We start from the raw sequence: 12,843 nt of genomic DNA, 5'->3' as shown, positions 1-12,843 counted from the left end.
AAAAGTTTTCAGATTTCATTCAATAATCACTCTTCCGCGAGTAATATCACTAATATTCTTTTTAAGTGTGAGCAAATTGTCTTGCGTGATAGCGATGCCAACTGTGACACCTTCTGCATCAAAATTTTGCTGTTCAATAATTGCATCGAATTCCTTCAGCCGGTTTTCTATGATAGGCCACTCGTTATAGTAACAGTGAAACTCTAAGGTTGTTCTGGCAATAAGTTCGATTAATTCAGCTTGTTGTAAGCAATGGCTTGCTGAGCCGCCATAAGCACGGATTAGTCCACCTGTACCTAATTTAATTCCGCCAAAGTAGCGAGTCACAACAACGACGACCTGATCGCAATCTTGTCCTTCAATAGCCGATAGAATAGGGCGCCCAGCAGTACTGGTTGGTTCTCCATCATCATTGAAACGATATTGTTGTCCTATTTTCCATGCCCAACAGTTGTGAGTTGCATTTGGATCACTAATGCTATCAATAAATTGTGCAGCCTGCTCCGCATTTATAATGGGTGCCGCGTTGACAATAAAGCGACTTTTTTTTATTTCTTCGGTTAATTCGGTTGGATTTGCTAATGTATAAGGCATACTTATTCTGGTAAAATCATTTTATTGTAACTAATAATACTCAGCAGAGTTGAAATGTCTATTAATTTAGCACAATTAAAACTTTCACAACAGCAATTAGCCAATCAGGTTAGCTTGGTGGATGATTTTAACCCAGCAATAAAATTGATTGGTGGGGCGGATGTCGGTTTTGAACAAGGTGGCATGATAACTCGTGCTGCGATTGTGATATTGGCATTTCCTGATTTTGAAGTGGTTGAATATAATATTGCTCGATTGGAAACAAATTTTCCTTATATTCCAGGATATTTGTCTTTTCGGGAGTATCCGGCATTGCTTAAAGCATGGCAACAGCTTAAGCACAAACCTGATTTGTTGTTGGTTGATGGGCAGGGTTTTGCTCATCCCAGACGATTAGGAATTGCAAGTCATTTAGGTTTATTGCTCGATATACCTACGATTGGTGTAGCAAAAAGAAAATTATGTGGACAATTCGAGCCTCAATCGAAAAAAGCGGGAAATGTAACGCCTCTGTTTGATAAGCAAGAACAGATAGGCTGGGTTTTACAAAGTAAAGATAATTGTAATCCGTTATTTGTTTCCGCAGGGCATAGAATCAGTCAGGACAGTGCATTACATTGGGTCAAACAATGTTTACGCGGTTACCGTTTGCCGGAGCCAACTCGTTGGGCTGATGCAATTGCGTCCAATAAGCCATTATTTAGAAAGTTTAGTCATGCCAAATAATCAGCTACCATTAAAAAAAGGTGGATTTACCTTTAAGCGTTTTTTTGTTGCCCATGATAAAAGTCCCATGAAAGTGACAACGGATAGTTGCTTGTTAGGTGCATGGGCACCAATTAAACCTGATATACAAAATGTTTTAGATATTGGTACTGGGTGTGGCGTTATTGCATTGATGCTTGCCCAGCGTTTAGAAAACCATTCATGTCAAATTGATGCGATCGACATTGATCCGCAAGCGATTATGCAATGTCAGCAAAATAGCTTAAATGCTAATTTTCAAACGATCCGAGCATTAAATATCAATGTTAATCAATTTAGAATAGATGATAATGCTTGTTATGATTTGATTATAACTAATCCACCTTATTTCCAATCAGCAGTCGAATGTCGAAATACAGAACGTCAGTTGGCTCGTTATACCGAGAGTTTAAACTATCAGCAACTTATTGATGCGGTAATTCGTTTATTAAAATCAAATGGATTATTTTGTTTAGTATTACCTTATCATGTTGCAGATAAATTTAAACAGTTATGCGAGTTAAATAGGTTATTTTTATGCAGTGAAATGCAAGTAAAATATTCAGCTGATAAGGATTTTTCGTTGGCACTGATGGCCTTTTCATTTCATCAAAATGATAATTTCCTTAGTCAATCATTGTGTATGCGCGATGACCATGGGAGGTATTCTCAACCATTTAGAGAATTATTGGCTGATTTTTATCTGTTTCGTAAATAATGCCTTTTTGGTTATTGCGGAATAATGTAGAAGTATATTATCGCTATAATAGCTAGTATAACTATGGTTATGGCATAAATTTTGTCATGCAAATAACTGAAAGATGATAGATGCCTTTGTTTTCTTGCATAAAGGTAGAATAATAATCCAACACTATATAAGATCATGGATAGTAATAAATAAGAAACTCCACCAGCATAGATTAACCAGAATCCATAAATTGAACCCAGTGTACCGATGAATAATAGATGTTTTTTTCGTTGCCTTATAGATAGTTTAAACACGAATAATGCTGATAGTAGATAGGGGATGAGTACCATTGAAGTTGATAGCTGAATTAAGGTGTTGTAACCCGATTGATAAAAATGTGCCAAAATCATAAGTACACTAATTAAACTCGTTGTTAACCACAATGCATTAGCGGGTGTACTGTTTTTATTAAGTTTACCGAAACAACTAGGTACGGTATGTTGATTTCCTTGGCCAGAAAGGAACAGCATTTCAGCCGCTAACATTAACCAAGACAATAGTCCACCACTGACCGACACAATCAAACCAATGTTGATACATTTAGCTCCCCAACTACCTACAACATGTTCAATCACTAAGGCCATGGATGGATTTTTCATTTGTGCTAGTTCGTGTTGTGGGACGATCCCTAAAGATAGTACCGAAACACAGACTAATAATAGACTGGTAATAGCAAAACCAAAAAAGGTGGCTCGACTTATACTAATTATATTTTTAGCTCGAGCGGCATAAACTGTTGCACTTTCAATCCCTAAATAAACCCATACGGTATAAAGCATGGTATGTTTTACTTGACTGAGGATGGTTCCTAATTGAGGTGTCCCCCAAAAGTCCATATTGAAAGTATCAACTTTAAACGCTAAAACGACACAAACAATAAATAAACAAATAGGCACAATTTTAGCTAATGTGACTAAACAATTAAGTAAGAATGCTTGATAGATGCCTTTTATGACAAAAAAATGGATAATCCATAAGAATATAAGTCCAGCAATCACAGCGGGAATAGTTGTGCCATTACCAAAATAATTGAAGCACTCAAATGAACCTAATGCGCTAAATAGGATAACTAAATAGCTGCCACATGACATCCATGCCGATATCCAATAGCCCCAAGCGGCATTAAAACCAATATAATCACCAAATCCTTCACGAACATAGCCATATAATCCTTCATTGATTTTGTAAAAACGAATTGAAAGATACTGAAAAATTCGCGTAAGCATAAACATGCCAAATAAGGTTATTACCCATGCAATTAAAATTGCACCTGCTCCAGCCCCTTCGGCCATGTTTTGAGGAAGGCTAAAAATACCACTACCGACAATACTGCCCACTACCATTAATGTAAGTGGGAGTATGCCAAGCTTTTTTCTTACTGGCATATTCATATCGTTTTCTTATTTTAATTGTTCAGTTAAGTTTTAATTAAAATCGCAATGACATACAACTAACTCCGCCATCAATTTTGCGATATTCTGAGGTATCAACTTCGATGACTTGATAGCCAAGCGCTTCAATTTTAGCTTTAGTAATTGGATAACCAGCCGGCATGATGACTCGCTCATTAACCCAGATACAGTTAGCGGCATAACTCTCTTCTTCTGGTATTTCAATAATATTGAGATGTTGAAATTCTGGCTTAGTGATAAATTCACCCGCAGCTAATAAATTATTGTGTTCCAAATAAGCAAGTCCGGTTTTTAGATGTAATACTTTCTCTAAAGTCACCACTGAACCGGATAGTCCGTATTTTTCTAAGATAGCAATCATTTGATTGGCACCTTCTTGATTGGTACGAGCGGATAAACCAATGTAATAGTGATTCTCAACCATCATAATATCGCCCGCTTCAATAGTGCCAGGGGCGGTAATGTGTTCAACATTATTAGGATAAAATCGTTCAATAGTATCAACGATGATTTCTGTTTCTGCACGACGGCTTACCGCGCCAGGGCGAGTAATAATGGCGCAACAGGGCGTACATAACACGGCATCTTCGACAAAAACAGAATCTGGAAATCGTTCATCGGCAGGTAATATTGTGATATCGACATCGCATTGCTGTAATGCTCGAATGTAGTTGTTATGTTGATCAAGCGCTTTTTGATAGTCTGGTTTTCCTAAATTGGCAGAGGTTAATCCGTTGATAAGTGACTTAGCTGGGGTTCTGGCAATAATATGATTAAATTTTTTCACTGTTTAATTCCTGTTATAAATATTCATTATTTTTGAATAATAATTCATAATAATAACTATTTCAAGCGTTAAGTTGATATTTTATGCAAATTGAGTATGGCGATATTTGTTGTGGTTTGGGCTAGTTAAAATGAAATTAGAGTAGCGGATAAGATAAGCCTGAATTTGATGGCAAAAATAAGGATATTAATAAATGAGGATGTTGCAGACGAATAGGGCGACATTTCGCCCTAAAAATATGCGTTATTCACCGGCAAAATCGACTAATGTGTAACAGTTAATTCCCATATCAGTTAATTTTGTTTTCCCGTGTAAATCAGGTAAATTAATTACAAATGCCGCATCTTGAGCAATACCACCTGCTTTTTGAATTAATTTTGCGGTAGCTGCAACTGTGCCTCCAGTTGCAAGTAGATCGTCAATAATTAACACTCGTTCGTTAGGTTTGATCGCATCGCAATGCATTTCTAAGGTATCTGTACCGTATTCAAGTTGATACTCTTCTTTAAATACTTTACGCGGCAGTTTATTTGGTTTTCTTACTGGTACAAAACCAACGCCTAATGCTAACGCAAGTGGCGCTGCAAAGATAAAACCTCTAGCTTCGGTGCCAACCACTTTGTCGATTTTTTTATCTTTATAATGCTCAATTAAAAGATCGACAGATGTTTTAAATGCAATAGGGTTTTCAAGTAGACTGGTGATATCACGAAATAAGATACCTGGTTTAGGATAATTTGGTATTGTGATAATGCTATTTTTAATAAGTTCAAGTTTTGATTGAGTCATTTTAAATGTTCTCTAACTATTCTCTTCAAGAGCGACTAATTTTTTATTATATACCTTTGCACTTTAGACTGGCAATAAACAAACAGTTAACGCACCGTAAAATAGAGAGATTGGTTAGTTTAAGTACTAATAGGTGTTTTTTATCACGGTTTTACTATTTACAACTTTTTACAATTAAATACATTATTTAGACAATTTATTTGGCGATTGATGAATAATTGAATAAACTTTATATAGGAAGGAAAATACTATGAAATTTATTAAAATATTTGTCATGTTAGGTTTTGTCTTGTCTAGTTTATTTAGCTATGCCACGACAATTCTACCAAGTTCACAAGTTTCACAAATTAACGTCCGTTCAGAATTGTCTTCACCTATTATTATGGCAGGAAGTGAAGAAACCAATTATTTAAAAGTTTCATTAACTGGTGAAAAAGCGAACTCTAATAAACATGTGCCGATCAATTTAGCGCTTGTTATTGATAAATCAGGTTCAATGAAAGGCGATCGCATAGTAAAAGCGAGAGAAGCTGCTATTTTTGCGGTTAATATGCTAAATGAAGAAGATACATTATCTATTGTTACTTATGATTATGATGCGAAAGTTATTGTTCCAGCAACTAAAGTAAAGAATAAAGAACAAATTATTGAACTAATCAATAAAAATTTAGTTGCAGGTGGAGGAACAGCCTTATTTGCAGGATTGAGTAAGGGAATAAAACAAGTTGAAAGCCAACTTACGAAAGATAAAGTTAATCGTATTATTTTGTTATCTGATGGTCAAGCCAATATAGGTCCTAGTTCAGTAGCTGAACTTTCTCAATTAGCTATTATTGCGGCTAAAAAGAATATTGCTATTACCACAATGGGGATCGGTTCAGATTATAATGAAATATTAATGTCATCTATCGCAAGTTATAGTGATGGTAATCATGTATTTGTTAATAATACTTTTGATCTTGAAAAAATGTTTGTTCACGAGTTTACTGACGTGATGTCCACGGTTGCTCAAAATGTTGTGATTACTATCCAATTGAAAGATGGCGTTAAACCAGTGCGTTTACTTGGTCGAGATGGTGTAATCAAAGGTAATCAAGTTACGATTAAAATGAATCAATTGTTTTCAAATCAAGAAAAATATGTACTGTTAGAAGTCATCCCTGAGGAAGGAAAAGTTGGCCAAAGTAAAACGTTAGCTCAAATTGATTTATCATATGACAATTTATTGAAAAATAAAGCTGAACACGAAACTCAATTTGTAAGCGTAGCGTATACCGATGATAAAAAGTTGGTCAAGGATTCAATGATTCAAGAAGTTTTAGCTGAATCAGAGATCCAGAAGGTAACCATTGAGAATGAAAAAGCCTTAGAGTATTACAATCTAGGTAGGTTCCAAGAAGCAGAAGATATTCTTATGGAAAATAGTAAAAAACTTAGCTCAATTTCAAATTCAGTATCCTCAGAAGAGGCAAAAGAAAGATTAAGAGGCCAAATTGAAAAAAATAATATTATGGCTGATGCTGCTAAAGCTGATAAAGACGTTTTCAACAAAATTTCAGCTGAAAAGCAGTTTGAGTCAAAAAGCAATGTAATTAAGAAATAATTATGAAAAGATTAGCAACGATTTTATCTTTAATGATGTTAATAGCGTTTATAAGCTATTTAGGTTGGCGAAGTGTAGAACACGAAGTGTTATTACGAGAAAGCAACCAAATCTTACTCGCCAAAAGCCGTATAAATAATATCAAGTTATCGATTGAATCGTTGCTAAATCAGCGTCTATCTTATTTGAGTAGTTTGACACTTCAAATTAATGACGACAACGATAAAGCGGAAGATTTATTAGGATCAGAAACTGATATTAAAAATATTTTTATCATCAATAAAAATAAAATTTTATTTGTAAGTGATGTGTATGATTCGCAATGGCATAAGATAGTAGAATCCATCGCTTTAGATAATTCTGTTTTATTCAATCAACAAGATCATACTGAACAGTTTCAACCAAGTTCTGGTTGGTATCAAATGTATAACCACTTAATTTACTGGTCAATTCAATCGGATAATATTATTGGTTTTGAGCTTTCTAACATCAAGCTTTCTTTTGATATGATCAATTTATTAGATAAGCAAGCTTTTGATGATAATTTTAAATTATCCGATGGCGATAAGCAGATTTATACCAATGGTGAAATATCTGATAATGAAATTTTGATATCGCTTGACTATCCTTTACAAAATTGGCATTTAACCTATTATTATTCCTCCCCAAATGTTGTTAATTTGTATTTATTAGGTTCTGTTGTTATTGGTCTTTTCATTACCGTAATACTTGGATTGATTTTCTATAGCTATCGAGAATATACTCGAACATTGCGCTTAGCAAAGCAGCAGGTTAGTTTTGTTGGACAAGTTTCCCATGAATTTAAAACACCTCTAACCAATATCACACTATATTCTGATATGTTATCAGAGTATCTAGAAGATGAGCCTGCGCCCATTCCTGATTATTTGCATGTAATCAGTGCTGAAAGTAAGCGATTAACTAGGCTAGTTCAAAATGTTTTAAGTTTTAATAAACCACTTAGTATCAATATAAAACCAGTTAATTTAACCGAGCTAATCAACCAGATATATCATACCTTTAGTCCTATTTTAGAGGCAAAATCGTTACATCTTAATATCACTAATATTGCAAGTGATTGTATTGTTAATACAGATGAAGACAGTGTAATGCAAATTCTCAATAATTTTCTAAGTAATGCTGAGAAATATGCTTCTAAGGGCAAGCAAGTTGATTTATCTTTAACTAAATCGGGAAAACAGGTGATAATTACGGTTCGAGATTATGGTGAGGGCATTGCGAATCATTTATTAAAACAGATTTTTGATCCTTTTTATCGGGTTAGCTCATCCATAACCGAAGGGGTTTCAGGTACTGGAATAGGGTTGACGATTGCCAATCAGTTAGCTAATCAGATCAATGGTGAAATTAAAGTTATGAATCAGAATCCAGGAATTGCGTTTTCACTTATTTTAATGGAGTTAGAAAATGAAGATTTTAATTGCTGAAGACGATAAGCATATTCTTAATGGTATGTCAGATCTTCTAGAAAAAGAAGGTTATACGATTATCAAAGCAAATGATGGTAAAGTTGCACTTGAAATGTTTAATCAACATCAACCCGATTTTATTATTTTAGATATTATGATGCCTGAACTTGACGGTTATTCTGTTTGTCGTGAAATTCGTAAATTAAATGAGGATGTGCCAATTCTATTTTTATCTGCTAAAGATGAAGAGATCGACCGAGTAATTGGATTAGAGCTCGGTGCTGATGATTATATGAATAAGCCATTTGGTATTCATGAACTTAGGGCAAGAATCAAGGCAATTGCCAAACGTTACTTAAAATCAAAATATTCAAATTGCTCTAAAGAAGATTATTTTCAATTTGGTGATTTAAATGTCTATTCTTCCGAATTGTATGCAAAAAGAAACGATCAGGTTATCGAATTAACCTTAAGAGAAATTAAGATTTTAGAGTGTTTATATCAATTTAAAAATCAGGTTGTTACTCGAGATATGCTTTTTGATTACGTTTGGGGATATGATTTTTTACCTAATAGCAGAACGCTCGATCAACATATTTCAAAATTGAGAAAACAAATAGAAATTAATCCATCCACACCAACTTTAATTAAAACTGTTCATGGGATTGGTTATAAACATTAAATTTAATATAAATTTTATGAAGTTCAATTTTATTTTATGCAAGTAAAATCTTAGATGTAGTAACTCAAACCTGATCTGACAGTTACCCGTTTTTTATAGGTGTCTATCAGCTATGCTAGGACAAGTCCTACTCAATTGTATCGGATTATTTGGGTAGACCCGCTCAGGCCTATGATGATAAAGGTGAATTGGTTTGGCTGGTTGAGTTTGACATCTATGGCAGAATACGGGAAGATACCTTTAACAATAAGTCATTTATTCCATTCAGGCAACTAGGGCAATACGAAGATAAGGAACTAGACGGGCTTTATTACAATCGTTTCCGATATTACGACAGTAATACGGGAACTTATATAAGCCAAGACCCGATAGGGTTAGCAGGTAATAACCCGAATTTATATGCGTATACGCATGATAGCAATACTTGGGTGGATCCGTTTGGGCTTAATCCTTTAGTTGGGTTAGATTTAGGCAATATGAGGAGAGACCAAATTGGTGAAATTTTATCAGGTGTTGAAAATATTTCATGGAAAGGAGGATCTCCTGATGGACAATTTATGCAATGGAAATATACTGATACAGGAAATACAGCTGTAAGGATAGATCCACCTGATGCCGTTACTAAATATGACCATGTTCATTTATATGATAATAATGGAAATTCTTTAAATATTAACGGAAATAAAGTTGATTCAAAATCCCCAGATGCTCATATAAAAATAAAATGCACATAAGATAAACTAATGGATTTAATTAACATAAGCGTAGCAGATTGTAATGTTACAAATACAATAGTAGATAACAATTTTGTAAGTATTTTTTTTGAACAGGCATATGATATTCAAAAAAAAGAATTTATTCAAAATGTAGAACTCCAGATTAATAATTGGAAAGAGTTTAAAATAAAAGTATATATTTCAGAACAACCATTTTCAAAATTCATAGAGAAAAATTTATCAATTTCAGAATATGAATCGTTCGAATTCATTCAAGAAATTTTAGCTAAAGACAATATTTTGGAATTGAAAGGATTTAGCAAAGATACAGGATGTTGGCTTGAATATATTTTTAAAGATTATGAATATAGTCTATGTCAAAAATAGAAAAAGAGGTTGTCTCACTTTTGAGACAGCCTCTTTTTGATTTAGAAAATAGAATATTAAAAAAAACATCAAGTAGATAAAAAACCGCTTCGAGAAAAGCAGTTTCTTTGTGTCAAAAAGAAAAAAAGGGGCAAAAAAAGGAGTGGCAAAGCCACGCATTTATAAAAATTGCTTAAATCCCTTTACTGTTCAACATTTCCACCTTATTACAAACTATCAATTTGTATTTGGCGGTTTGAGAATGTTTTTTTACGTATTTTTGGCGATTTAGCGCTTTTTTGTTTTTTCAGTGTTTTTCGAGCTGTTTTAAATTCTTAATTTTAAAAATTAAGAAGTGTAAAGCTATCTTCCTACTGCTAAGTTATGCGAGGGCAAGTCTTACTCAATTGTATAGGATTATTTGGGCAGACCGATTCAGGCCTATTGTGATAAAGGTGAGCTGGTTTGACAGGTGGAATTTGACATCTATGGCATAATTCGGGAAGATACCTTTAACAATCAGCCGTTTATTCCGTTCAGGCAACTGAGGCAGTACGAAGATAAGGAACTAGACGGGCTTTATTACAATCGTTTCCGATATTACGACAGTAATACAGGAACTTATATAAGCCAAGACCCTATAAAACTTGAAGGAAACAACCCGAATTTTTATGCGTATGTGCATGATAGCAATACGATGGTCGATCCGTTCGGGTTGGATTGACATAAGGTGATAATTCAAGCTCAAGGTGATGGTTTAGAAAAATCTGTATCATGGAATAGAGCGACTCCACCAACGTCAAAGGAAGGGCTATCTATGTTAGATGAATTAACTGAAAGTTTAACAAAGGGAGAACGTAAAGCAAGACAAGAAGCTATTGATAAAGCTAAAAAAGTGGATTATTAATGCTGGTAAAAATGGTGGAGCGGATGCACCTGTAAGTAAAACTTTCTTAATAAAAGGTACTAAAGATGTTAGAATAGACATTGAAATAATTACAGGGAAAGCTTTTGTATGAAAACACCTCACATACTCGAATTAAAAAAAAATGGTATTACTTTATTACTGATTTATTAATTGAATCTGATGAAATAGATAATTGGCAATTTCCATTCTTTAAAACTCGTTATAGTAACGGTAATTTTTTTGAAGATTTAGATCCAATCATTAGCTTAATTAATTTTAATCAAACACAAATCATTAAGATTATTCAAGATCCTGACATTGATTTCAATGATTTTTTAAGTGATTTTGATAATAAAAGTATGCTTGTGATTACTACTAACGATCTTGTAGAAAATAAAACTTTAATTAAAAATAAAATTATAAATTTTATAAAAAGCCAACTTTAGAAGTTGGCTTTTTGGTTTAACAATCAATTTAGTTTCTCTAACAATTCCGATTCTCGTCTATAAGGGGTGTTTGTGCAATACTACAACTAGAGTTAAGCGTAAAACCTAAATTCTTATCATCAGGAATCAATTTTAGATATAGTAAATTAATTAAAAATTCTTAAGAATTAAGGATTCTTTTCCGTTTTATAAAAATTGATTTTTATAAAATTTGTATTCCGATCCACAATAATCCGATCAAATATATGGGGCATCGGGTAAGATTTTAAAGGATAAAAATTGGAATTATATTTATGATAAACAGGGAAATCTTATTTTAAAAACTCCGATAAATTTTAAAAATTCTGCCAATAACTTACCCAAAAATTCATCTTTCTTAAGTGAAAATATAAATTCTAAGAACAATTTTTGGATTGAAGAAAATGAATTTGACCGTAAGGCCGAAATACGGCGATATTCCAAATCCGAACTCAAACAATACGATAAAATACGAAAAAAAAGAACGCTTGAAAATTCTGACCCTCCACAATGGCAACAAGGTGAATGGGAATACCAATGGCAGGGCAACGGAATGTTACAAGCAGTACGCAATCCTCAGGGGAAATGGATCCGTTTTGAATACGACGCGTTAGGAAGAAGAACAGCGAAAATTGCAAATACAAAGATTTATCGCTATCTTTGGGATGGTAATGCAATATTGCATGAGTGGTTTTATGAGTGTGAACGGCGTCCAAAGGTTGTTTCTGATGAGCTGGGAATGCTTATGTTGGAACAGCCCGAACCGGTTGAAAATCTGACCACTTGGGTTTATGAGGAAGGAAGTTTAGTACCCACTGCTAAGTTAAGCGAGGGCAAGTCCTACTCGATTGTATCGGATTATTTGGGCAGACCCGCTCAGGCCTATGATGATAAAGGTAAGCTGGTTTGGCAGGTAGAATTTGACATCTATGGCAGAATACGGGAAGATATCTTTAACAATAAGTTATTTATTCCGTTCAGGCAACTGGGGCAGTATGAGGATATAGAAACGGGGCTTTATTACAATCGTTTCAGATATTATGACAGTAATACGGGAACTTATATAAGCCAAGACCCGATAGGGTTAGCAGGTAATAACCCGAATTTTTATGCCTATACGCATGATAGTAATACATGGATAGATCCGTTTGGGTTAGATATCTTTAGTGTTATTGATTGGACGGCTCCTGATCCTAGTAAAGGAGGAACAGGGTATACTTACAAAATTTTCCAAAAAGATGTAAATTGGGATTTAATTGATTCTAAAGGTAGAACTAATTTAGATAGAGCTTTAGGAGGACTAGCTCCTATAGGAGCAGATGGCAAATCTATAAATTTACACCATTCCAAACAACAAGCACATGGCCCTCTATTTGAATTGTCAGCTACTTCACATCAGCAATATGGACATACAAATGCTTTACATCCATATAGAGTAACTCCTAATCCTGATGGGACTAAATTTAATCCGTATGATCCAGTTGATAGAAAAGCCTTTGATGTTGATAGAAAACAATATTGGAAAGATAGAGCTAATGCTGAAATAGAAACAAGAAAATTAAAAATAGAATGTAAATAAT

Annotated in this window: 15 protein-coding genes; 11 read left to right on the top strand and 4 right to left on the bottom strand. The window is 34.0% G+C overall.

Annotated elements, in window-relative coordinates:
* Nucleotides 1–15 precede the first annotated feature (15 nt).
* Complete coding sequence (locus tag GYM76_RS04860; RefSeq protein WP_220226086.1) at nt 16–594, bottom strand: YigZ family protein; 579 nt, start codon at nt 592–594, stop codon at nt 16–18.
* Between the two features lie 60 nt (nt 595–654).
* On the opposite strand from GYM76_RS04860, the gene nfi reads away from it, so the two are divergent.
* Together nfi and GYM76_RS04850 are read left to right on the top strand one after the other, a co-directional pair.
* The gene (gene nfi / locus GYM76_RS04855; RefSeq protein ID WP_220226200.1) at nt 655–1,320 is read left to right on the top strand and encodes a deoxyribonuclease V; all 666 of its coding nucleotides are present in this window, start codon (nt 655–657) and stop codon (nt 1,318–1,320) included.
* On the top strand, nt 1,310–2,056 hold the full coding sequence (locus tag GYM76_RS04850) for a tRNA1(Val) (adenine(37)-N6)-methyltransferase (protein ID WP_220226085.1): 747 nt from the start codon (nt 1,310–1,312) through the stop codon (nt 2,054–2,056). The genes nfi and GYM76_RS04850 overlap by 11 nt, the downstream gene beginning before the upstream one ends.
* Before the next feature lie 11 nt (nt 2,057–2,067).
* Here GYM76_RS04850 and GYM76_RS04845 read toward each other — a convergent pair whose 3' ends face one another.
* The 3 genes from GYM76_RS04845 to apt form a co-directional block, all read right to left on the bottom strand.
* Complete coding sequence (locus tag GYM76_RS04845) at nt 2,068–3,477, bottom strand: basic amino acid/polyamine antiporter (RefSeq protein WP_220226084.1); 1,410 nt, start codon at nt 3,475–3,477, stop codon at nt 2,068–2,070.
* Nucleotides 3,478–3,514: 37 nt separating this feature from the next.
* Complete coding sequence (ddaH, locus tag GYM76_RS04840) at nt 3,515–4,285, bottom strand: dimethylargininase (RefSeq protein WP_220226083.1); 771 nt, start codon at nt 4,283–4,285, stop codon at nt 3,515–3,517.
* A 243-nt stretch (nt 4,286–4,528) separates the two neighbouring features.
* Nucleotides 4,529–5,074 (bottom strand): adenine phosphoribosyltransferase, encoded by a 546-nt coding sequence (gene apt / locus GYM76_RS04835; RefSeq protein WP_220226082.1) that lies wholly within the window; start codon nt 5,072–5,074, stop codon nt 4,529–4,531.
* 250 nt (nt 5,075–5,324) lie between these two features.
* Between apt and GYM76_RS04830 the strand changes: the two genes are divergently transcribed.
* From GYM76_RS04830 to GYM76_RS04790, 9 genes are all read left to right on the top strand, one after another.
* Nucleotides 5,325–6,677: a VWA domain-containing protein gene (locus GYM76_RS04830; protein ID WP_220226081.1), complete on the top strand. Its 1,353-nt coding sequence runs from the start codon at nt 5,325–5,327 to the stop codon at nt 6,675–6,677.
* A gap of 2 nt (nt 6,678–6,679) precedes the next feature.
* Nucleotides 6,680–8,146, top strand: coding sequence for a cell wall metabolism sensor histidine kinase WalK (locus GYM76_RS04825; protein WP_220226080.1), 1,467 nt, complete (start codon nt 6,680–6,682; stop codon nt 8,144–8,146).
* Nucleotides 8,127–8,810: a response regulator transcription factor gene (locus GYM76_RS04820; protein ID WP_065563435.1), complete on the top strand. Its 684-nt coding sequence runs from the start codon at nt 8,127–8,129 to the stop codon at nt 8,808–8,810. The genes GYM76_RS04825 and GYM76_RS04820 overlap by 20 nt, the downstream gene beginning before the upstream one ends.
* Before the next feature lie 149 nt (nt 8,811–8,959).
* Nucleotides 8,960–9,544 (top strand): RHS repeat-associated core domain-containing protein, encoded by a 585-nt coding sequence (locus tag GYM76_RS04815; protein ID WP_305054771.1) that lies wholly within the window; start codon nt 8,960–8,962, stop codon nt 9,542–9,544.
* Between the two features lie 9 nt (nt 9,545–9,553).
* Nucleotides 9,554–9,913: a hypothetical protein gene (locus GYM76_RS04810; RefSeq protein WP_220226079.1), complete on the top strand. Its 360-nt coding sequence runs from the start codon at nt 9,554–9,556 to the stop codon at nt 9,911–9,913.
* Nucleotides 9,914–10,364: 451 nt separating this feature from the next.
* Nucleotides 10,365–10,616 (top strand): RHS repeat-associated core domain-containing protein, encoded by a 252-nt coding sequence (locus GYM76_RS11105; RefSeq protein ID WP_220226078.1) that lies wholly within the window; start codon nt 10,365–10,367, stop codon nt 10,614–10,616.
* 6 nt (nt 10,617–10,622) lie between these two features.
* Complete coding sequence (locus tag GYM76_RS04800) at nt 10,623–10,799, top strand: hypothetical protein (protein ID WP_220226077.1); 177 nt, start codon at nt 10,623–10,625, stop codon at nt 10,797–10,799.
* Nucleotides 10,800–10,903: 104 nt separating this feature from the next.
* A complete protein-coding gene (locus tag GYM76_RS04795) occupies nt 10,904–11,245 on the top strand; it encodes a hypothetical protein (protein WP_220226076.1) in 342 nt (113 codons plus the stop codon).
* Between the two features lie 571 nt (nt 11,246–11,816).
* Complete coding sequence (locus GYM76_RS04790; RefSeq protein ID WP_220226075.1) at nt 11,817–12,842, top strand: HNH/ENDO VII family nuclease; 1,026 nt, start codon at nt 11,817–11,819, stop codon at nt 12,840–12,842.
* Nucleotide 12,843 lies beyond the last annotated feature (1 nt).

This window comes from Gilliamella sp. ESL0443 (assembly GCF_019469165.1).
Taxonomy (GTDB): domain Bacteria; phylum Pseudomonadota; class Gammaproteobacteria; order Enterobacterales; family Orbaceae; genus Gilliamella; species Gilliamella apicola_E.
This window is presented reverse-complemented; position numbering and strand designations above follow the sequence as displayed.